Source organism: Gilliamella sp. B2717, from assembly GCF_026536675.1.
Lineage (GTDB): Bacteria > Pseudomonadota > Gammaproteobacteria > Enterobacterales > Orbaceae > Gilliamella > Gilliamella apicola_I.
Genome location: NZ_JAFNNQ010000016.1, coordinates 51,773 through 74,304, shown reverse-complemented (window position 1 = coordinate 74,304; position 22,532 = coordinate 51,773). Strand labels below are relative to the sequence as shown.

14 protein-coding genes, 1 tRNA gene and 1 pseudogene are annotated in these 22,532 nt (G+C 35.3%); 6 read left to right on the top strand and 10 right to left on the bottom strand.

Going from position 1 to position 22,532, the window contains the following annotated elements; all coding sequences use genetic code 11:
• Nucleotides 1-217 precede the first annotated feature (217 nt).
• A tRNA-Arg gene (locus J3U35_RS03540) sits at nt 218-294 on the top strand.
• 1,368 nt (nt 295-1,662) lie between these two features.
• Here J3U35_RS03540 and J3U35_RS03535 read toward each other — a convergent pair.
• The 10 genes from J3U35_RS03535 to J3U35_RS03490 all read right to left on the bottom strand — a co-directional run bounded on the left by J3U35_RS03535 (nt 1,663) and on the right by J3U35_RS03490 (nt 17,767).
• The gene (locus J3U35_RS03535; RefSeq protein WP_267359618.1) at nt 1,663-2,583 is read right to left on the bottom strand and encodes a hypothetical protein; all 921 of its coding nucleotides are present in this window, start codon (nt 2,581-2,583) and stop codon (nt 1,663-1,665) included.
• A 111-nt stretch (nt 2,584-2,694) separates the two neighbouring features.
• On the bottom strand, nt 2,695-2,970 hold the full coding sequence (locus J3U35_RS03530) for a hypothetical protein (protein ID WP_267359616.1): 276 nt from the start codon (nt 2,968-2,970) through the stop codon (nt 2,695-2,697).
• A gap of 407 nt (nt 2,971-3,377) precedes the next feature.
• The gene (locus tag J3U35_RS03525; RefSeq protein ID WP_267359614.1) at nt 3,378-4,052 is read right to left on the bottom strand and encodes a LexA family transcriptional regulator; all 675 of its coding nucleotides are present in this window, start codon (nt 4,050-4,052) and stop codon (nt 3,378-3,380) included.
• Nucleotides 4,053-4,813: 761 nt separating this feature from the next.
• Nucleotides 4,814-9,757 carry a DNA repair ATPase gene (locus J3U35_RS03520; RefSeq protein WP_267359612.1) on the bottom strand — a complete coding sequence of 1,648 codons (4,944 nt, stop codon included), beginning with the start codon at nt 9,755-9,757 and terminating at the stop codon, nt 4,814-4,816.
• 119 nt (nt 9,758-9,876) lie between these two features.
• Complete coding sequence (locus J3U35_RS03515) at nt 9,877-11,988, bottom strand: hypothetical protein (protein ID WP_267359610.1); 2,112 nt, start codon at nt 11,986-11,988, stop codon at nt 9,877-9,879.
• A 30-nt stretch (nt 11,989-12,018) separates the two neighbouring features.
• Nucleotides 12,019-12,672, bottom strand: coding sequence for an OB-fold-containig protein (locus J3U35_RS03510; protein WP_267359608.1), 654 nt, complete (start codon nt 12,670-12,672; stop codon nt 12,019-12,021).
• Nucleotides 12,673-12,740: 68 nt separating this feature from the next.
• On the bottom strand, nt 12,741-13,442 hold the full coding sequence (locus tag J3U35_RS03505) for a PspA/IM30 family protein (RefSeq protein WP_267359606.1): 702 nt from the start codon (nt 13,440-13,442) through the stop codon (nt 12,741-12,743).
• 36 nt (nt 13,443-13,478) lie between these two features.
• Nucleotides 13,479-14,108 (bottom strand): YjfI family protein, encoded by a 630-nt coding sequence (locus tag J3U35_RS03500; RefSeq protein WP_267359604.1) that lies wholly within the window; start codon nt 14,106-14,108, stop codon nt 13,479-13,481.
• A gap of 367 nt (nt 14,109-14,475) precedes the next feature.
• Nucleotides 14,476-16,779 carry a TonB-dependent receptor domain-containing protein gene (locus tag J3U35_RS03495; protein ID WP_267359602.1) on the bottom strand — a complete coding sequence of 768 codons (2,304 nt, stop codon included), beginning with the start codon at nt 16,777-16,779 and terminating at the stop codon, nt 14,476-14,478.
• A 136-nt stretch (nt 16,780-16,915) separates the two neighbouring features.
• On the bottom strand, nt 16,916-17,767 hold the full coding sequence (locus J3U35_RS03490; RefSeq protein WP_267359600.1) for a heme/hemin ABC transporter substrate-binding protein: 852 nt from the start codon (nt 17,765-17,767) through the stop codon (nt 16,916-16,918).
• 340 nt (nt 17,768-18,107) lie between these two features.
• Here J3U35_RS03490 and hutW point away from each other — a divergent pair.
• From hutW to J3U35_RS03465, 5 genes and pseudogenes are all read left to right on the top strand, one after another.
• Nucleotides 18,108-19,421: pseudogene (gene hutW / locus J3U35_RS03485) on the top strand (heme anaerobic degradation radical SAM methyltransferase ChuW/HutW); the annotation flags it as partial.
• A gap of 125 nt (nt 19,422-19,546) precedes the next feature.
• A complete protein-coding gene (hutX, locus tag J3U35_RS03480; protein ID WP_065558198.1) occupies nt 19,547-20,047 on the top strand; it encodes a heme utilization cystosolic carrier protein HutX in 501 nt (166 codons plus the stop codon).
• 18 nt (nt 20,048-20,065) lie between these two features.
• Entirely contained in the window at nt 20,066-20,704 is a 639-nt protein-coding gene (locus J3U35_RS03475; protein ID WP_267359596.1) for an NAD(P)H-binding protein, read from the top strand.
• Between the two features lie 106 nt (nt 20,705-20,810).
• Nucleotides 20,811-21,737, top strand: coding sequence for a FecCD family ABC transporter permease (locus J3U35_RS03470; RefSeq protein ID WP_411589888.1), 927 nt, complete (start codon nt 20,811-20,813; stop codon nt 21,735-21,737).
• A gap of 16 nt (nt 21,738-21,753) precedes the next feature.
• The gene (locus tag J3U35_RS03465) at nt 21,754-22,527 is read left to right on the top strand and encodes a heme ABC transporter ATP-binding protein (protein WP_267359594.1); all 774 of its coding nucleotides are present in this window, start codon (nt 21,754-21,756) and stop codon (nt 22,525-22,527) included.
• The last annotated feature ends 5 nt before the right edge of the window (nt 22,528-22,532 follow it).

The following is a 22,532-nucleotide window of genomic DNA, read 5'->3' as shown; positions in this document are numbered from 1 at the left end:
CCAAATAGAAAATGTTTAAGTGATCGATAGAAGTTAAATAAAACCGATAAACAGGTAACCTAAAAATACCGTTATAACGATTAGCAAATATAGACAAATAAAACGATAAATTGATGATATTTTGATAATCTAAGCAGACAAACGACTAAAAATCATTGACGGATCGAAATAGCTTTATATAATACACAGCGTTAAATCAACAAATCAATGACAACATGTCTCCTTAGCTCAGCTGGATAGAGCAACGGCCTTCTAAGCCGTAGGTCACAGGTTCGAATCCTGTAGGGGACGCCATTTCATCAATGACTCACAATACCCGACCACGATTAAATCCCATTTAAACTTGATTTTTAGAATTTTTAACACGATCTAATATGATTCTATAGGATTGACAACGCCAATTTATTAACGGTGTCGTTACGGTATATTCTAATTCAGCAACAAAAAAATACTGTAAATAGGCTAATTGTAAAAGCCATTGAATCTGCAAAGCCAAGACAAACATCCAGTAGAACAAGCCAAATAATCTACCTAAATTCACCACGTATGTGCAAAGTAAGGTGAAAATTAATTTCGCAGTTTATTAACTCATAAACTTTCTAAAACCTATCTTTGATTTTCATATTAACAAAATTTTTTTAGTCATAATCATCTCTAAAAAAGCCCTCAAAAGAAGGCAAAGTATATAAGATGCTCGCCTTTTCGAGCTATCAGTATTCATAAATTCACCCGTAAATAATTTTGTGAATAATGTATTTGGCTGTATAGTGTGCTTTATTTATACACGAGAAACAGATATGAATATATTTAAGAGATTAGTGAAAGGTGATCTAGGCCTAGCTGTAACTTTTTGGGTGTTCGGTGTTTTATTTAGTGTGATTCTAATTGTAATTTATTTTGCAATGACTTTTATTTTCAACGCATATCACGTTCCAACATCGTTTAGAATTAGCGTAATTTTATTTATTTATTCAATTAATTTTTTAAATTCGATTCTGGTTCTTGTCGGTTTATTTAATCTATTAAAAAATGGTGGCATTACTTATTGGAGAGTGATAGCTTTGGTTGTCTGGTTATGCGCGACAGCATATTCAGTCTATGATGATAGCTGCGACATACTACATTTAGTTACGCAGTAGCCTTGCAACCGTTTACACCTGTATTTTTAACCTGTAAACACACTGAAGTGTTATAAATCGATACATACAATTACAAAAGTTCCCTAATTATTAGGTCATCCGTTAAGGTGGGGTGACCAACATCAATTCTGTTCAAATTAGATATTTTCACAGAAAAGCATTTAGATTGATTATATACCGCCTGTATGGAGTTATTGCCACAGTAGCGACGCATGGTTTAAATTTGCACCATTCGACTATCTAATCAAAACTGCTATACTTTCTTATGCCTAAGCTAGATACTTGAATCTTGTTAACTGATAAATAACTCGTAAAATTGTTCAGCTGTATTGTTGAGTTGGTATGTTTTGATAAAAATAACAAAACAGTTAAAATCATTTTTTATGAACCAATCAAATTTGATTTTGAAAATAATTGATTCAATGGAGTATTCTTTAATCAATCACGTTTTGTTGTGGCAAAATAATTGTATAAATTTTTGGCGTAAAAAAAGCCGCACAGAGCAGCTTAAATTATATAATGATTAAACTATATCTTTTGGTAATTCAGGTCTTGTCATGGATGTAAGTATTAATTCAGAACTTGATGGTGGTAACATACCATCTTTTTCTTTTCCTGACAGATATTTAGGAAAATATTTTGTTACGTAAGTGTCATAAAGCCAATGTCTAAATTCTCCAAGTGCTTCTATGGGGTATATCCATGCATCAATGCTTTTTGCACCCTGAGGATAAGATTCAGGATATTTGTGATAATATTTTAATCTTGGTTTGTATTTACTATCAAAGTTGTTAGAAAGCCAATACCTACCCCAAATTTGTCCAACACTAATATCAGGAACCGAAGAAGGATTGAATTCAAATTTGTTTTGTATTAAATGTACTACTATATCAACCATTTCTCTAAATATTGAAAAAAAACCCATTGGTATTTGATCATTGAGTATTATTCTATCTCTGAAATTTTTCCATGATTTAGGTATTAAATTAGATGGGTCATAGCCAGATCTATTATAGATAAATAATCTTAACGATGATCTTGCTAGTGTCCTGTAGTTTCTTAAAGCAGTTTCAATATTAGGGTTAGCCTCAAACGCATAATATTCTAATATTGCCATGCAGACACTGTCAGGATAAGCATTCTCTCCAGAAGATCTATTTTTTGTTGTTTTTACATACAGCCGATTTTGTTTATAACCTTGCTCTAAAAGAATTTGATTTATTTTTTTTCCTCTTGGCTTTGTTTTTTCTTCTTGCCAATTATAAGTTAGTGCATGTATGACTGATGGTGCTACCCCACAAATTGAAGCTAATCCTCTCATGGTAAGGTATGGTATGCCATCACTGAGAACTCCCATTTGAATGCCATCTACTTCAACTTCAACAACGGATGGTAAAGTTAATTCATATTGTTCATTAAAATTATTGTTTTTTTGTTCATCCATATAATTTTCCGTAATTTATGTTATTTTCCAAAATAGGTTAGAATTTAATCTAACTCTATTTGTATTATCTGTTCAGTTTAATAAAAAACCACCTAAGTGGATTTTATTTTCTTAAGCGGATTTAGCTAAACTTAATGCAAATTTATACCCATCTTCATACGCAGTGAATGCATCTTTATGTCGGACACTACCTGCTTGACTGTATGGGATTTTATCTAAAACAGAATCATCCACTGCTTTTGGTATTCCATTTATTGCATGAAAATAACCTAATTCAAATGCACAACCTGCACATTTATGTCGGCTAAAAGTTCCCTGATATTTTGGTAGATAATCAAAATGAATAAAATAGCGGTGTGCCTTTTGACATATAGGTGAATAACCCATAAATAATACCTCTATAGAATGATAAGCATTAAATAGGGCTTTACTTAAAAAGAAAACGAATATAGAATAGCCTTCGAGATCTCATAATAATAAAGCCCAAAACGCTTTGTTTTTTAAATTTGCCCGATATTGGCGTATCGGGCAATCCCATATTCAGTAGTAAATTTACATTTCCACTAAACATTGATCGAATTATACCCGATTGAAAAAATTTTTCAATAAAATGATCCGTTTATAACGCATATTATCAAAAATAAGACCTTTATTCTCATTTTGAATGATCTTCTATTAATTAAAAAAGATACTCTTAAAATTTGTTTGACGAAGGATTAGGAGTATGTAAAAAAACACAGTTATTATTTATAGAAGGTTTTTAGGTATACAAAAACCGCCGAAGCGGTTGCTAATTAACCGTGCTTCCTTAATAACATTGATTGACTCAACATTACTTTCCTGTGTATATTGAGCTGGTCAACTTCATCTTCACTTATATCCCATTCTTTGTATTTTTTATTATCGGATATTACAATAAGTTTGTTCTTGATTTTTTGAAGACGTTTTACGTATAGACACTGTCCAAAAGTAAAAACATAAATGCCATCACCGATGAATTCCTTCTTTGAGACATCGACATAAATAGCATCACCACTATCGAATGTTCCCTGCATCGAATCACTGGCTATATTAATAATTTTCAAATCACTAGCATTAATACGCTTAAATATTATTTTTGCTTGATCTAAATCATATTTCACCAATTTAATAACTTGCATAACATCAGAATCAATATAACCTTTACCTGAATAAGAAGTAATATCTAAAACTTCGATGTAAAAATTATCGTTATTGAATTCGTTCGGGGTGATGTTTTCTGAAGCAGAACCATCGGAATTTATAATGATTTTATTAATTTCCAATGTTTTCATTATTGAGCTGATTATATCGGTATCTGGTTTTCGTCCCCCCGACAACCAGTGAGCAATACTACCTTGGGTAACATTTAATTTTTCAGCCAAACTCTCCTGAGTTTCACCTAACATTCTCATTTTATTTTTTACTATATTTTGCCATGTGTTAAGCATAAAACTTCTCCTTAACTTAAATTATTACAGTTTGTTTTTAATAGACAACTAACAAAATGTAATATTTTTGATCAAATTAAATTACATTATGTAATATTATCAATGAGTTGTTATTAATCAACAGAATTTGAAAATTAAAGCAAATAGTAATCTTGACATATGCTTAAGCGATAAAATTTGTTTTTTGAAAGTTCATATTTTGTATTTTGAAAAAGAGATAGGTATTTAATCAATATTTTTAAATTTTGATTCGAACTTAACGACGTTTAAATTAATGATTTGGTTTTTACTAATCCAACTCATTGCGTGTTTTGAAGAGCAATATATTGCTTCAACGGAAGATGGAACTTACCCTGAATTATGATCAATTCGTTCAATATATTGGACATTTGATAATCACTTAAAAATTGCGAGAAATTTATTATTCTGTGACAACATTAATTAATTAAGGATTCATGCATGATGCGAAAAATTTTACTCGTTTATATCAATATATGATGATAGAACAGTTAGTTTTAAAATTAATATTATATTCTTTGGTGAATTATTAATTAAAGAATAAAGATCCTTATTCACCTGAATTAAAAATGAATATTTATGTGTCTTCTGAATTAATGAATTTGATGTTATTAAGTTAAACATCTTGATTATTGTCTGGTTTAATTGTTTATCAATTTTGTTTTAACCTAACTGAATCATGGTCATCATTTTCTAAGAAAAAGCGGAAAATTCATTTCCGCTTTTTTAATAAAATAACCACTTTATAACTTTAATGCTTGAACACTTTGTACTAAGTTAGCTAGTTGGGTAACAATTTGGTTACCGGTATTCGCTTCGTCACCACCTAGTGTTTTATTGCGCATAAAGTCAGCTTTGATTTGTTGCCAACGTTTAGTTTGTTCTTTTGTTAAGACCCCTCGAATTTCAGCAAGTTTAAGCAGATTTTCTTCTGCGCCGTTGGTCAGCAGTTGTGCCTCGCCCAAGTAGTGATCTTCAATAATTTGGTTGAGTTCTTCATCATTCATTACAGAAGAAACTTTTTCGGCTAATTTGTTCATGTTTCGATAACTACCTTGTAACTTGAACGGCGGTTCTGTTCGGTATTTATCGGATTGCGCTGCGCTAATAATGTATTGCTGGTTGACTTTAAAGACCACTTCTCGAATTTTCAGTAAATGACGCAGTACAGCGATGATTTCGCTAATTTCTGCTTGGCTATAGGCATAACTAAGTTCGTTGGTGTTAAGCGGTTTTCCTTGCGCATGGTCGATAAACTGATATAGGTCATTAAGATCACGTAGTGCCAATGGCGATAATATTGGATTTGATGTTAAGCAGTTTTCAATGTAACTTGATGCAAACACTTCATCCATGCCACCTAAAACTTCACCTAAGTTATAAATATCTGCACGGTTGGCTAACATGTCAGGGATTTTGAAAACCTCACCCGATTCGGTATAAGGGTTGCCAGCCATAATGACACAGAATTTTTTACCCCGTAGGTCATAGGTTTTGGTTTTTTCTTTCCATACCCCTTCAATACGACGAGAACCATCACATAACGAAATAAATTTTTGTAAAAATTCTGGGTTAGTGTGTTGAATATCGTCAATATAAAGCATGACGTTATTACCCATTTCGAGCGCTAAATTGAGTTTTTCAAGTTCTTGTCGCGCGGTGGCATTTGGCGCTTGCTGTGGATCGAATGATAATACGCTGTGTCCTAGTGCCGGGCCGTTAATTTTCATAAATATTAAGCCAAGTCGATTAGCCACATATTCCATTAAGGTTGTTTTACCGTAACCTGGTGGCGAGATGAGTAGTAATAACCCCATTAAGTCAGTACGGCGACTTTCACCGACAGTGCCCATTTGTTTTGCTAAATTGTCCCCAATGATTGGTAAATACACTTGGTTGATCAGTTTATTACGCACAAATGAACTGAGTGGTTTAGCTTTGAATTCTTCAATATGTAATTGCTCACGTTGTTCATCCAGCACTTCTTGACGCAGGCTTTGGTAATGTTGGAATTGCGGTATGACGACACGTGATTGTTTACGCATGCGACTAAAAAAGTCATCAAGATTGATTTGTAACCCCCCTTGTGTAATTGAAGGGTGTTCACCTAATAAATCATTGACGGTGATATCCAGTTCAATTTCGCTGATTGCTAAAGTGATGTTACTTTCTTTATCCAGCATGCATAGTAAAGTGGCTTCGGCGATGTATTCACTCAATTTTTGATATTGGGGTAGGGTACAAAGCCCTTTAAACCAACTTTCAATAAGATTCCAACGGTCAGCCAGTCGTTTTTTAAGATTTAATTGCGATTGGTTAAAATCACTCCACATGTGCGATTCTTCTAATCGAGTATTTAATCCTTCATATAAATAATGGCTATATTTGCTTAACGTAAATTGTTGTGGAATTTCAGCTAAGACATAGCTTAAGTATTCGCTTGCCTGTTTAATATGGTAAGGTTCATGTTCGATTGGCTGTTTTTGTAAGAATAGAGTGAGTTCAACCGATATTTCGTGCTGTAGATTTTTTAATCCTTCTTCATGTCCGAATAATGCTTGTATATCCTTACACGTTTTGGCACGTTCTGGCCATAATCTGACGATATCATTTTTTTGATTGTGATACCAAAATAGTATCGCTAAGCTACGTGCTAGAGGATTGTATCTGAGTAGTTTGGCGGCTTCACCAAGTGGAACAATTTTCGATAATATTTTTACCGCATCGTGATCATGTATCCCTTTTTCATAACCTTCTCGATAGCGTAAGGCAGCGTAGTCACGTACCGTTTTATTTAGAATTTCGGGTTGATTAAGTTGGCTGATTAAATCTTCATAACTTAAATTATGTTCTTTTTTTAATGCCGAGTTGATGATCGAATAGGCAAGATACTCTGCTCGATAGACAGTAGGGGATTCAGATTCAAGCGAAATAGTCCAAAAAGGTTGATAACTTTCTAATTTTGGATGGACTATTTTTTCTTGGTAATCGGTACCCGTTAATTGTAAGTAAAGATGATGTTCTTTGGGTACAATGGTAAGGTCAAGTTCTTGTGTATTGACGCTAAATTTATGTCTTGGCCCTAATTTAATGACATTTCCACCCGATTCAAAGATTTCGGATTTGTCACGTAAAGAACGTATTGCTTGATCTCTGGCACTTTTGAAGCGTGATTCAATATCATCAGCTTTGACATTATCAAAAAGTGCACGTAATTTTTCGACTATTTCACGAATTTTCAGCGCTAAAGGATCGGCAACAAAAAAGGCATTGAGTTCGTTTTGATCTGAAAATTTTGCGGTTCGTCTTGGAATACTGTCTAAAATTCTATCAGCAGCAGTCAGTAGCGATTCCGTTCGTCTTGTTCGATCTTCAAGTAGTGCTTGTTTGTGCGTTTCGAATGATTCTAAGATTTCTTCACGTTTTGCCAGTATGTCATTTAAAAACTCTTCACTTTCGCTAAACTGATTTTCCAGTTCTTCAAGTTGAACTAATAGCCTTGATAGTTCATCGTCACATTTTTCTGGCGTGGTGGCTAAGCTTAATGCACTGGCAATACTTTGACTAAATAGTTTGAATTGCGCACCAAATTGCGCCACCATTTCAACGCTGGATAGATTTTTCCGTTTTTGGTTAATGCGTGCTTTGGTTTGATTGAGTTTGGCATAAACTTCGGCGATCGATTCAATAATTTTGGTTTGTAGTGTTACGTCATCAAATTTTAATGATGCCATTAATTGTGAAAGCATATCTAAGTTTTCAGACATTTGGTCAGCGGTTTTTATCGGTTCGATAAGTTTGGCGACTGTGTCTGCTTTAGTAAGATATTTTTCAATTTCATCTATTTGGGTGATAAACGGTTCAAGGGCTTTGTCACTGCCTAAAAATTCGGCTGTCGCTAATGATACGATAGATTGGCGTTCTTTTAAGGCTTTTTCCATTATGTCGATCTGATTCAAATCAATATAACGGTAGGTTCTTAATGTCACTAAACTACCTAGCTGCATTTTAATTGCATTTAGTGCATCTACGTATTGTTGTGTTTCTTGCCAGCTATCGGGATAGAGTTTAGTCAATAAGTCTTGTTGGTTTGAAATTGCTTCACGCATGGCGCTTTCAGATTGTCGGCGTATGCTTTCCACTTTTTCATATTCATCTATCACTAATTCACTCGTTTGTATAATGTTACGTAGTACAGGCGTAAAAGATAGATTTTTCTCGTCGTTGAGCCAAAAATAGCTGTCAAATAACCGTTTTGTGTCTTCACTTAGTTTGCTGTATAGTTGGGATGAAACCGATTGGTTATCAATTTCACGTGCAATAAAGTAAAGATCTGAAATCCCTCTGACCAGTTCCGCATTACCAATCTTGCCTAAAAAACTGTTGTTAGTTGGTTGTGTTGCTGCAAATTCGTCACTATAAAAGGGGGTTTGCCAAATTTGCATTGGATGAACGCGAGTCGGGTCATTATTTTCACCTTCAAATACCACCATTCGACCGTCTTCAAACACTGCATAACCATGACCTAAAATTGGATTATCAAGTTTTCGTTCGATCATATTGTAGTTAAATAGTGCTAAACGACCAGAACTTGGATCATAAAATATGTAAAGGACATCTTCGCCATTGGGTGAACGTCTGATACGTCTAAATCGCATACCCGACATGGATTGATCGAAAGTTTTATATTCCCCATTTTGTAGATAATATCCACCAGGAAAGATTACACCATGATCTTCCGGTAGCTGAATACAGGCTTGTCCAATAAAATCGATGCGTTGGGCTTTTTGAGTGAGGGTGTTATAGATTAAATAGCGCCAGTTTTCTTCACGATACGGTAAGACTTTTAGCAAAATTAAGGATCCGACTTTTGCGTATTCAATTTTGGCATCATTAATGGATTGATTTTTGTCGAGTACTTCTTCACTGTAGATTCCCAGCCCGTCATTGGTGTTGTTTTCACATTTTATGGTTAAGTCACCGCCAATGGTTTCAACAAAAACAGTATCTAAAATATTTACATGCGGGAATCGTCCATTGACGATATTGTCACGTGTGGTTTCAATCCATTCAAAATCGTAGGCAGGTGGTAGCGCAATATCACGTTCACCACGATTATCGATGTAATTAATGGTTTTTTTGTCACTTGATATTGACCAACGAAAAACACGAATGTCACTAACGCGTTCACCAATTTGGAAACTGGCAAGTAGCTTTCCATCTCGTTCAACTAATTGAAGTAATTGTGCATTTTTATAATAGGTGTAGAGTTCATTAAAATCTTGAACAAAGCGATCAATATTTAAAAAGGTATTGGATAGATCAACTGAATCGGCTTCGTAATTGCCATCTCGTTCTACAAGTTGATAAAGCGAAAATACGTCTTCGATTTTGGTTTCTTTTTTTAATCCTAGAAAGACGTTGTAACCAAAAAGTAACCAATCACCAAATCGAACGATATCTCTGGCGATACAGTTATTTTCAGTTCTGATGCGAATACGTCCGATAATTGACATGTCACTTTTGCCAAATTCAGTCAGTCGTTGTTGGTTTAAGGCTTCGGTTTTTTGGTTTAGTTCTTGTCCTAGCGAAGTCAAACGTTTACGAAGGATTTCATAAGCACCGCCTTCGGCGACCGCTTTATCGAGTGTTGTTTGTTGTTCGTTTTCTTGTTCTATTTCTGCCATTTTTAACTCTTGATCATTATCCAGAAAGGCGACAGTTTTCGGTAGGCTATGATTGCCTTACCGAAAACAGTTGATAGTGATAATGTTGTTTTAACCATTATCAGTAAAGTGCAGTTGGGTTAGCTGTCACTTTCTTTATTACTATCAGATGGTAAAAATTGTTTAGCTAAAGCTTTTAAGTCAGTATTTTTTAATGTGTCTTTGATATCAATATCTTTGTTTCCCGATAGACGTGATAAGACTGATTGTAGTGCAGATTGCAGAACAGGGCTTTGGTTGACTGTTCCTTCAATCGCTTTACCTACGCTAATGGCTTTCGAGAAGCTGTTAAAGAAGTTGTCATTACCACCAACAATTTCAATATTTGCTTTACTAAATGCAGCTGCAAGTACGTCTGCTTGTTCTTTAGCGATTTCTTTATTCGCTGCAATTGCTGCCATTGCTTGTTCAAAGCCTTTTTCGAGTGCCAAGCGGAACTCTTCATGATTTTTAGATTGTTCACTCATAGTGCCCATTGCTTGGAATTTCTCAACTAAACCATTTGCTTCAGCGGTTAGGCGTTCACGTATAATCAGTGCTTCAGCCAGACCTTGTTCTTTCATTGCAGCGGCTTTAGCAAATCCAATGCGTTCATCACCACGTGCTTGAGCAGATAGTTTTTCTTCCAATATTTTCGCTTCGGTCAGACCTTGTTTTTCAATTGCTGTCGCTTTCGCTTCAATGACTTTTGCTTCAGATAATCCTTTTTCTTGATTTCCTCTTGCTTCTGCTAATAAGGTTTCAGCGGTAATGTTGGCTTTGACTAATCCTTCTTTTTCTTCCGCTTCGGCACGTGCTTTACGAACTTTTGCTTCAGCAAGTCCAATTGCCGCTTCTTCTGCTTCAATACCTTGAGCAAGTTGTTTTTTCGCTTCGGCTTGTTTTGCAGCAGCTTCAAGTTCGGCTTGTGCCATGGTGCTAAGTTCGACCGCACGATGTTTCGATGCTTGTTCATCCGCTTCGGCTTGTTTAACTTGTTTGACTAATTCTTGCTCTGCTCGTGCTTCGGCTTCGATAATTGTAGTTTGTTTTTCTCGATCTGCTTTTGATACTTCGCGCACTTCTTTGATGTTTTCTTCTTCAATCGCAACGGTTTTTTCAACCGCTACACGTTCACGAATCACATTGGCAATATGTTTCTTTTCTTCTTCAAGAACTTTATCTTTTTCGATTCGTTGTAATTCAACTTCACGTTCACGAGCGACGATTTCAAGTGATCGAGCACGTTCAACCCGTTCTTCTTCAATGGCAATTGCACGTAAGCGGTTTTGTTGTGCAACTTCTACTTCACGTAGACGATTTTCTTCACGAACTTCAATTTCTTGTTGCGATTGAATTCTTGCTTGTTCGGCTTTTAATCGCTCTTCTTCTTGAACTTTTAATGTTTCAGCTTGTTCACGAGCTCGAATAGTTTCAATTTCACGTTTTTGACGGGCTTCGGCATCGGCTTGTTGACGCTCAAGTTCTAATTTAGCTTCAATCGTTTCTGTGTCTTTTTTCTTTAAAGCTAATTCAAGATCTCTTTCCCGTTTGTTGGTTTCATCTTTATGAATAGCGGTGATAGCCGTGATTTTATTAATCCCTTCCGCATCGAATATATTATCGGGATCGAGTGATTTAATTGGTGTTTGTTCTAAGTAATCGATAGCGACATCTTCTAAAGCATAACCGTTAAGATCTTTTCCAATCACATCAATGATTCGTTCACGGAAATTCATCCGATCTTCAAAGAGTTTGGCTAGTTCGAATTGTTTACCAACCGTTTTTAACGCTTCCGAGAATTTAGCACTAAATAGGGTGCTGACGGCTTTTTGATCTGATGCACGATCAACGCCGATCGATTTTGCCACTTTTAACACATCTTCTGTGGTTTCGTTAACACGTAAATAAAAGGCAACACAAATATCTGCACGTAGATTATCTTTACAGATTAATCCGTCTTTGCCTCGACGTTCTACATCAAAAGTAATCAATGATATTTTCATAAATTCTTTTTTGTAGATTACAGGATAGACTAACGCGCCAGTAAAGTGTACCTTCGGTCTTGACGTCATATCGTTAACAATAAGTGCAGTACCTTGCGGCACTTTTATATAAAATGCTTTGAATAATAAGAAAAATCCAACAATAACAAGGAATATAATTCCGATTGTTAACAAGAAAAATATGACTGTATCTTGATTGATTGACATGATTTGTTTTTCTCCAAAAAAATAATTTTGTTATCCATTAAACTCGTCGAGGTTAATAATTTCATAGCTATTATTTGTTTTATCATAGCTTAGCAAAATGGCTTTATCGCCACGTTTGAATTGATATGATTCGTTACATCTAACTTGTAAGATTAGACCTGCTCCACCGTCTTCATACGTTGCTTCACCTTTGGTTTCGCTGACAGTACTGGAACGGATTTCAACAGTTTGACCTAATAATGATTGATGACTATTGGCTGTATTGAGTTTGCTAAAAATAGGGCGTAGAGGTTTTATTGTAAATGCGGTTAAGTACACCGCCGCGATGAAGGCAGTTATGAAAATTATTAATCCTAATAAGTAGTAAATTAGCGCATAATGACTAATTGGTATCATGAAAAAACGAAAAGAAAAATAGCAGATTGACCATCCAAACAAAGCGATTAGGGTAATGACTAATGTCATGGGGACTTCGTTGAATCCTAACTTCATGAGTAGGCCGCTAAATCCTGAAGCTGGATTATCAGTTGATAGTTGTTTGACATCTATATCAAAATCAATGTCTAAGCAATCAACCGTTAAAACGCCAATTGATGCAACCAACCAATACAGTACGCAAATCGTGACTAATCCACTAAAGATGACGACTGGAAAAGAAAAAAAGATTCCCCAGAATAGATCCATTATATTTCCTTAAATTTCATTCTTCCAAATAGCTATATTTATAATTTTTAAGTTTAAAAAATAAATAACTATTTTAGTTTGTTTGTTTGTTTTTCTTTTAATCTGGCTAAAATTGCCATCGCGCTTTGATTGCCTGTTTTAATTCCTGCTGCTTCGAGTTTGTTATCAAGTGAACTTTCATTTTCTGCTGTTGCCAGTTCATTTTTTGCTTCAATAATGGCAGCATTTTTTTCCTGACGTTTTTTGATACGTTCTAAAGAATCTAACGCCGTTTGTAATTTAGCGGTCGAACTTCCATAACGTTGAGCAATCGCAGTTTGAGCTTTTTGCACGCTTTCGGTCGCTTTGACAATATCAACTTGTTGTTTTAAATTGCGAATGTTAATTTCAGTTTGTGAAATGGTTTGACGCAAGTTTTTTACACTGTCAGAAAAATAGGTCACTTGTTTTTGGTAGTTATCATGTTCGTTTTCAAGTGTCACTAATTTTTCAGCAATTTCTAATGCAAGTTCTTCATTATTTGAATCTAATGCTTTTACTGCGTAGCCTTCGTATTCAGTAATTTGAGTTTTAACTCTTTTTGCTTCTTTTTCCGCTATTTTTTGTTGAGCAAGAACGTTAGCTAGCGACTCTTTCGCTTGTTTGAGTTCTGCATCGGCGTCTCGGATTTCTTGATCCAATATGCGCAAAGCTTGGGTATCGATAATGGATTCACCGGCTTCGTTGATACCGCCTCGTAGTGCCGTAATCAGTTTTTTGAAAATGGTCATTGTTTAATCTCCTTATTGTTGATATTTATTCTGTAGTTAAATATTAAAGTAATGTTCGTAAGCTTCGGTCGCTTTGATCACATTATCGGATAAGGTTTCTAATTCATAAATGACATTACTTAGTATCGATGTCGCACTAAGCGCACCATACATAATATAGTTAACTGAGCCATCTCCCGTTTTTTCAATCGCAATGGTTGATAATGGGAAAAGTTTACGAGTACATAAAATTTCTTCGTTAAATTGGGATTGTTGTTTAATTATATTAACAGGCCAAAGTAGCGCTTCAACAATAATTTGTTGATTTGATACACTTAAAAATAGTGGTAAGTCACCATATTCATGCATGATAATATGCAAACAAGCATCAACACCATCAATGATTTCGATACTTGCAGAACCTTGTTTAACTAATTCAGAATTGTTTAATTCATCATAAAGATCTGTAATTAACCAAACTTTATTATTTTTCATTTCGTTATATTCCTGTTTATCATTAAAACGCTGGTTGTTTATTACCAAAGGTTGTCGAAATTGCTTTTCAATGTCGAGTAACCTTGAAGTATTTTCTGGCAAAATCCAAACTTCTTTTTTGATTAAGCCCTGATCACGCAGACGTTGTCGATACTGCTGCTGATAAAAAGCCGAGCTTTTTGTCTCTTTCATTTTTTTCATAAAAATTAGTTAAGATTTTGTTAGTGTTTAATGTGAACAATATTATCATAAAAATATTACATGTAAATATTACATGTAATATTTTTTATGATGATTATTTATTCATGAAAAATTGAGTTATTTTTAAATAATTATTTGATTAATTGTACTTTATTAATAGTTGTCTGTTGAGTAGCCATTAACGATAGGATAATTAATCTTTATTAAGCGCAGTATTATCAAATATATTTAATAAGTGTTCAATTTAATTTGTTGTTTTTTTAAGTTTAATATAGTTTTAAATTATATTAATCATTTTTTAACAAAAAAACCCGCACAAGCGGGTTAGTTGTCAATGTTATTTAGTAACAAGGCTGTTTTAAAAATCGATATCTAAGCCGAGTTGGAATGTTCGACCTGGTGCAGTAAATAGGTCGAGGTATTTACGATCGGATTTACGATATAACTTGTTATTACTTAAATAATCCCAGTATTTTTGGTCAGTAAGATTATAAATACCACCACTTAACTTGACGTTTTTAGTGATGTTAACATAGCTGGTTAAGTCAATGACTCCATGTCCTGCGATTCTAAAATATTCTTCTTTTGAATCAGGAATGGGTTTACCATCATTGTTATAGGATTCCCGTGAAGTTGGGGTGGTTTTTTTGCCTTTTTGGAAAGTTGCATTAATTGCAATACCATAAAATTTATTTGGATCATCCCATGCTAAACCAATGGTACTTTTGAGTGGGGCAATAGAGTCCATTTCAATGTATTTATCACCTAAATAGCTCGATTTTGATTTACCTTGGTTGTAACCAATTGCAAATTTAGCTGTTAAGCCATTAGCTTGGTTGAACCATGAGCCAAAATTAAATTCGCTGCTTAATTCGGCACCATAGATGTACGCTTTATCACGGTTTTCGGCTTGATAAACCAGTCGATTACCCGTTCCGACAAAATCTTTTTTATAGCGTGTGTAAGCGATAAAATTTTTGTATTTATTATAGAAAGCTGCGGTGGATAAGGTTATTCCTGTCATGGGATGACCTTTAACACCTAATTCAAAATTGTCGCTTGTTTCGGTTTTGAGATTAGAGTCACCAACCAGTACATACATGGTGCTATGCGCTAAATAAGAACCATAAAGTTGATTTTGGTTTGGCATTTGTGCGCTGCGTTTATATTGTAGGTAAGCTGTAAAATTAGGATTGATGTCGTACATCAAAGCGAGTGAAGGTAATAGCTGGAAATCACTGTTACTTTTATATTGTTGACTTAGTTTAGATGCATCTGCAATGGTGACAGCCATATTTTCTAAATGACGTGGCTTTGTTTTTTGATAAATTGCTCGAATGCCGGGTACTAAGTAATAGTTTTGATGATCATTAATATTGAAGGCGATTCGATCTTCAATAAATCCACCAAGTTGATAAGTACGGCTGTCAGCTTGGGGTTTAGTGTAATCTCCGTCAGGGAAAATCTTTCCATATCTTGGTTTGGCTGAAGTATAAAATGGCGATTCGTCTTCACTCCATTTTCCATTTAAACCTGCACTTATTTTTTGATTATTATATTGTTTAAGCAAAGTGGTAATAAAATTATAGGCTTTAGTATTATAATTGGTTTGAATATTGTATTTACCGTTAGTAGTGTGATTTAGATTGGTGCTATCATAAACGTTAGTACGTTGATAATTTAATTGTGTGGTAAGGCTATCTATCCAATTAATATTGGTTGGTGTCCAGTGATCTTTAATCGCCAAATTGAAGCGGTTGTTTTTACTTCGTTGCTTATCATGCGATTCAATTTTTTTACCATTTTTGTCCCATGTATCATAATGCGAATTTTTGGTTTTGTTATTGTAATCAATGGTCGTATTAAGCTGATGCTCATCGGTCATTTGCCAACTGAAACCAGCAAGGATTGAATTTGAATGGTTGTTTTCTGGATAGTTATTAATTGAGTCTCCGTAATTTCTTCCTTGCTGCCCATCACGACGACTTAATACGATAATTCCGTTTAGTTCATCATCACCGCCTGCTAATGTGATACCTTGATGATAGCTTCTGTCGGTGCTGTCATAATTATTTTGGAATCCAAAATAGCTGGTTTTTCCGGGGTAGAGGTAATAGCTAGCAGTTTTAGTTTGAAACGACACTGATCCACCAAGTGCATTATTGGCATTACTTACCGAAGTTGCGCCAGATTGAATATCGACTTTGTTATACATATAGGTATCGATGTAATCGCGTCCTATTCCATACGAGCCAAAACCCGCTCGCCCGACAGAATTGACGCGTCCTTGTGCAATAGGCAGTGGCATTCCGTCAATATCGATAGAAACGCGATTAGCATCTAATCCTCGAATGTTGTAACCTGTAAAGCCTCCTCTGTCCCAACTACTTTTACCACTGCCAGAACCCGATATGTTGCCCGATGCTGAAATCAATGGTTGGTAGCGCATAAGCGTGCCAAAATTAGTCCCGCCGTCTCGTCGAATATCCTGTTCGGAAATTTCAGTATTGATACCCGGTTGTTTGATTGATTCGTGTGCCGTTACTGTCATGATGTCGTTGATTTTTTCATCATCATGTTTGTCAGTTGCTATGGCAGGCATAACGAATGTTAAGCCTAAAGCTAGTGTGCCCGTTTTTTTTAAATTCTTAATATATAACATGTTTAACCTTCAATCTTACTAATCTAAATTAAATGATTTTTATCATTCGTTAAAAACAGTTTTCGTGATGCTTGATTGTTTTATCGTTACTGTTAAATGCCTTTAATGCTGAATAATCTAAAGTACTTTCAATTGATTATTCTGGGTAAAAAATTTGATAAAGCTGGGTAGCAACTTCATCCACTCGTGGCCCAATGCCAAAAAGATAACTGTCATCAATGGTTTTAATTCGATTATTTTTGTAAGCCGATGTTTCGGTTATGCCAGATATCGTTTGTAATTTATCCATACCCCCTAATTGTTGTATGGAATGGCTGTTTAATAAAATAACATCAGGATTCATCGCAATTAGCGATTCGGCGCTGTAATTTTTATAGCTGTTATGCGTCGCTAGATTTTCACCACCTGCAATGGTGATTAAGGCGTCAGCGGTGGTATTTTTACCGGCAATGGCATTACTTCCTCCCATTGTCATCATGAATAATACTTTGGTTTTTTGGGGATGCGTTTTAATCTTGTCTTGTAGCTTGGAAAGATGGGTTTTTATTTTTGTAATTAATTGATTACCTTCATGTTGCTTGTTAAGTTTTTGAGCAATTTTGTCAATGTTTTGATAAAGTAATTCAACCGTGCCGGGGACACGTGGTAATGCCAATACGTCAACTTTGGCTTGATGCATTTGTGTTAAAACGTTGTCGGGTTCAATATCATTAAAGGCAATAAATAGCGTTGGTTTAAGCGATAATATACCTTCTATGTTGAGCAGTTTCCAATATCCAATTTGGGGTAGATGTTGAGTTGTTGCCGGATACGTACTGGTTTTATCAACACCGACCACTTGTTGACCTTCTCCCAAAGCATAAACAATCTCTGTTAACGATCCCCCAGCAATGACAATTCTTTGGTTAGCTGAACTGATATTTATTAAACCTGATAATGTAAGCATAAGTAAAATAACACTCAGGCTTGTATATATTTTTTTAATCATTACATAATTCCTATAGCTAAAATACAGTTGCATTACACTATATTGAAAATGAGAACTATTATCAATAGTGATATGGTGATATTTTTACGTTTTAGTTGGATATTCGCTTTAAAACTAAGGGGAAATAAAGTAAGAACAATGAATGTTATAAGTGATTATTTTGTTAAAAATGGCAAAAAATTGAAAAAAGGAGATTCAAATTGGTAGTAAAAGAATCTCATCAGTCATTGAAAAAATAAAAATATCTATCAAAGTATCAAATGGTTAATAAAAAATTAAATAAAATATATTGATAAATGATAATAATTATTATTTAATCTTTACAGAATATTTAATCAGAATGGCAGTTATGAAATCTTTAGATGTTAGTCCTTTTTATGCGTTAAATTCAGCACTTCCTTTTAAGGATCGCTGGGCGGTTATGCCCTTACAGGCAAGTTTACCCGTTGCCCCACACGAAATTGAACAAAAATGGCAAGAAATTCAAAATGCTGATTTGCGTGGTCGAAAGCGTCTTATTTATATTCATATTCCTTTTTGTGACATTCATTGTCAATTTTGTGGCTTTTATCAAAATCCCTTGCGTAAATTTGATACAAGTACTTATATCGATTATTTATTGAAAGAAATTTCATTGGAAATTAATAATCAAGCCATGCAATCCGCCCCCATTCATGCCATTTATTTTGGCGGTGGTACGCCTTCAGCTTTAGCTGCCGGGCAATTAGCACGCGTTATCCGTTATCTTAAGCAATATGCGCCTTTAGCACCCGATTGCGAAATTACGGTAGAAGGGCGTATTTCGGATTTTGATGATGAAAAAGTGGATAGCTATATTGAGGCGGGTGCTAATCGATTTTCAATTGGCATACAAACCTTCAATACGACAATCAGACAGAAGTTAGGTCGTCAATCAACAGAACAAGAAATTATCAAAAATTTTGAGCGTATTGCTTCACGTGATAGTGTGGCATTAGTCTGCGATTTGATGTTTGGTTTACCTAATCAAACTATTGAAACTTGGCAACGTGATCTTGAAATCGTCAATGATCTTCCGTTAGATGGTGTTGATCTTTATTCACTAAATTTACTACCTACCACACCGTTAGCAAAAGGGGTAGAAAATAACCGTATAGCGTTGCCGTCAGTAAGTGACAAATGTCATTTTTATCATCAAGGTGCTGAGTTTTTAGCTAAACAGGGGTGGGTTCATTTGACCAATGCGCATTGGGCTAAAACAAGTCGTGAACGTAACTTGTACAACTTTTTGATTAAGCAAGGTTCGCATTTTTTTGGTTTTGGATCGTGTGCTGGTGGTAAATTAGATACGCATTCGTATATGCTTCATCGTAACTTAAACCAGTATTATATGCAACTTGATCAGGGCAAAAAACCCCTAATGATGTTAACAGATAAATCCTTATTAGGGGATTGGTTACATCAATTACAAGCAGGCATTGAGAAAGGTCGAGTGGATTTGACTAAATTGACCGAGCATAGTCATTTATTTGATCCTTTAATTAAACAGTGGCATCAAGTTGGTTTACTTCAAGATGAGGATCATTGTTTACGACTGACATTATCTGGTCGTTTTTGGTCAAGCAATATTTTACAAGCTTTGCAGCAGTTGTTATTACAACTGAACAACCCCGAACATATTGAATTACAGCATAAAATGGCAAAGGCTAAGCAAGCAATGAAAGGTCATCCTGCTATGCCTGGTGCACATTCTGAAAAGAAAAATAATCAACCTATTTCACATCATTAAAGGATATTAACATGGTAGATAAGCAAACTCATCTCAGTAATCTTTCAACTTATATGCAAACCAATCCCGAGGAGTTATTAGAAAAAATTGCTCAAGATCATCAAGTGACTTTGACGCAAGTTATTCAAGCCTTACCAGATGCGAAAATTGTTGATGGTTCTTATTTTGATATGATTTGGGATGAAGTGACAACTTGGGGCGATGTGTTATTTTTGATCCATACCGGTGATGTCATTGCTGAAATTTCAGGTGAATTACCGCCAGGTTCGCATAGTCAAAAATATTTCAATCTACGTCATCAAAAAGGATTAAGTGGTCATATTAAAGCTGAACATTGTCAATATATTGCTTTTATTGAACGTAAATTTATGAAAATGTCGACAGCTTCGATGATCTTTCTTAATCATATGGGACAATCAATGTTTAAAATTTTTGTGGGTCGTGATGAAAAACATCAGTTAAAACAGGATCAATTAGAAAAATTTAGAGCATTAGCAAATAAAATTAACTAATGTTGAGATGATAATAGCATGAAAACAATATTAGTTTTTGGTGTCAGTCCAAAATTGGGTACGGGTTATCAGATTTGTCAGTTAGTTAAACAGTGCCAACCAAGTTGGCGTTGTATTGCATTGGTACGAGACGAAACTTTTGCCAAGCAGTTAAGTGAGCAAGGTATTGAGTGTCATGTCGGTGATGCGACCGACTCATCTATGGTTAGCCAGCTTTGTGCATTAGCCGGACCTGACGCCACAATTATTTCAACACTGGGTGGGGAAACCGGAAATTATCTGGCACAACGTATTATTATTGATTGTGCTGAACAAGCCAATATAAGGCAGATGGTGTTAGTCACATCCTTAGGTTGTGGTGATACATGGTCAACATTATCTTTACGAGCTAAACAAGCGTTTGGACATGTGGTACGTGAAAAATCGTTAGCGGAAGTTTGGTTACAAACTAGCACGCTAAAATACCTTATATTAAGACCGGGTGGATTACAAAATGGGGAACTAACAGGTAATGCAAAATGCTATTTTCAGCAAGAGGTACATGGACTGATTCATCGTATCGATTTAGCGAAAGTCATTATTGATAAAATAGCGCATCAGCAACTTGATAATAAAGCTTATACTGTTATTGATCCGAATCTTAAATTTGAACATTAAAATAGCATGAATGTAATTAAATCCATATTTTTAGTGAGGATAGTGAGTGCAACGTTATAGTCATCGTTCATTGTTATGGGGACTGTTTATCGTGCTGTTGGTTTTGATGGTTTTATCAGCTAATACGGGTGCTTTAACATTTCCGGTTTCTCAGTTATTGTCATTATCATTTGATGATCCATTGATGAATATTTGGTTGAATATACGTTTACCTCGTATTTTATTAGCAGTGATTGTTGGTATGGCATTAGCAACTTCAGGCGCTGTCATGCAAGGATTATTTCGTAATCCTTTAGCGGATTCAGGTTTGTTGGGTATCAGCAGTGGCGCTGGTTTGTTGGTTGGTTTGTCAGTTTTATTTCCGACTATCTTTCCACCAATTATGATGCTGTATGGAAAAATGTTGGCTGCTTTTTTGGGTAGTTTATTCATCTGTTTTCTGATCTATCTTTATAGTCTTCATGCCGAGTGTAATTTGGCCAAAATGGTGTTGTTGGGTGTAGCAATCAATGCCATTATCGGAGCAGTAATGGGATGCCTAAGTTATATTAGTGATGAAGCACAATTAAGACAAATATCACTTTGGTCAATGGGGCATTTGGGTAAAGGATCGTGGGAATTAGTGTTAGTTGCTACTTCGTTAATTATCCCTGCTTTGTTAGCCATTTTGGTTCTTTCTCATCAGCTCAATATATTGCAATTGGGGGATGAAGATGCGCACTATTTAGGTATTAATGTTATTCGTTTGAAGCAATATTTGTTGGTGTTTAGTGCCATTTTAATCGGTACATCGGTTGCAGTAAGTGGCATTATTGCTTTTGTTGGTTTGGTGGTTCCTCATATGATTCGATTACGTATTGGGGCTAATCATAGCGTGTTATTACCTGCATCGGCATTGGCAGGTGGCTGTTTATTACTCTCTGCCGATACGCTGGCAAGAACGGTTGTTGCACCGACTGAAATACCGGTAGGGTTATTGACAAGTTTAATTGGTGGACCTTATTTTCTTTGGCTCATTTTAAGGCACAAATAACGGGTATAATTTGACGATGTTGACAGCAAAAAACTTAACTTTTTATTGTGGTACTCGGTGTTTAATCGATGATGTGTCTTTAGATATTCAAGCTGGCGAGATTGCCATTATTATTGGTCCCAATGGTGCAGGTAAATCAACTTTATTACGGCTTTTAACGGGTTATCAGACACCATCATCTGGCGATATTTATCTTTTTGATAAAGCGATGACACAGTGGTCTGCTAAGCAATTAGCTAAAGTGAGAACGGTGATGTTACAGCATAGCCAGATGACGTTTCCTTTTACGGTAAAAGAAGTGGTGGCAATGGGGCGAGCACCTTACGGTAAACTTCATTGCGAGCAAGCCATTCACGAAACTATGCAACAAACTGATTGCTTGAAGTTGGCCAACCGAGATTACCGTAGCTTGTCAGGCGGAGAACAGCAACGTGTACAATTGGCTCGCGTTTTAGCCCAATTGTGGCAAGAGGAGCCAACTGAAAAGCTACTTTTTTTAGATGAACCCACTTCAGCATTAGATCTGTATCATCAGCAACATACATTGCGATTATTAAAACAACTCGCTAAAGAACAGCAACTGGCAGTATGTTGTGTGTTACATGATCTTAATTTGGCTGCCTTGTATGCGGATAAAGTGTTGCTTCTTAGTCAGGGAAAAATCGTTAAGCAAGGTGTACCTGCTGAAGTATTAACTGTTGAAAATATTAATCATTGGTATGGGGTTGAATTAGGTATTATTCCGCACCCTAGTAATGCTTTGGTTCCGCAACTCTATTTAATGCCTTAATTTTG

Excerpts from the sequence above, each read along its gene's own strand:
- J3U35_RS03535 (WP_267359618.1), bottom strand. The coding sequence starts at position 2,583 with ATGGATGAACAAAAAAACAATAATTTTAATGAACAATATGAATTAACT.
- J3U35_RS03530 (WP_267359616.1), bottom strand. The coding sequence starts at position 2,970 with ATGGGTTATTCACCTATATGTCAAAAGGCACACCGCTATTTTATTCAT.
- J3U35_RS03525 (WP_267359614.1), bottom strand. The coding sequence starts at position 4,052 with ATGCTTAACACATGGCAAAATATAGTAAAAAATAAAATGAGAATGTTA.
- J3U35_RS03520 (WP_267359612.1), bottom strand. The coding sequence starts at position 9,757 with ATGGCAGAAATAGAACAAGAAAACGAACAACAAACAACACTCGATAAA.
- J3U35_RS03515 (WP_267359610.1), bottom strand. The coding sequence starts at position 11,988 with ATGTCAATCAATCAAGATACAGTCATATTTTTCTTGTTAACAATCGGA.
- J3U35_RS03510 (WP_267359608.1), bottom strand. The coding sequence starts at position 12,672 with ATGGATCTATTCTGGGGAATCTTTTTTTCTTTTCCAGTCGTCATCTTT.
- J3U35_RS03505 (WP_267359606.1), bottom strand. The coding sequence starts at position 13,442 with ATGACCATTTTCAAAAAACTGATTACGGCACTACGAGGCGGTATCAAC.
- J3U35_RS03500 (WP_267359604.1), bottom strand. The coding sequence starts at position 14,108 with ATGAAAGAGACAAAAAGCTCGGCTTTTTATCAGCAGCAGTATCGACAA.
- J3U35_RS03495 (WP_267359602.1), bottom strand. The coding sequence starts at position 16,779 with ATGTTATATATTAAGAATTTAAAAAAAACGGGCACACTAGCTTTAGGC.
- J3U35_RS03490 (WP_267359600.1), bottom strand. The coding sequence starts at position 17,767 with ATGATTAAAAAAATATATACAAGCCTGAGTGTTATTTTACTTATGCTT.
- hutX (WP_065558198.1), top strand. The coding sequence starts at position 19,547 with ATGGTAGATAAGCAAACTCATCTCAGTAATCTTTCAACTTATATGCAA.
- J3U35_RS03475 (WP_267359596.1), top strand. The coding sequence starts at position 20,066 with ATGAAAACAATATTAGTTTTTGGTGTCAGTCCAAAATTGGGTACGGGT.
- J3U35_RS03470 (WP_411589888.1), top strand. The coding sequence starts at position 20,811 with ATGGTTTTATCAGCTAATACGGGTGCTTTAACATTTCCGGTTTCTCAG.
- J3U35_RS03465 (WP_267359594.1), top strand. The coding sequence starts at position 21,754 with ATGTTGACAGCAAAAAACTTAACTTTTTATTGTGGTACTCGGTGTTTA.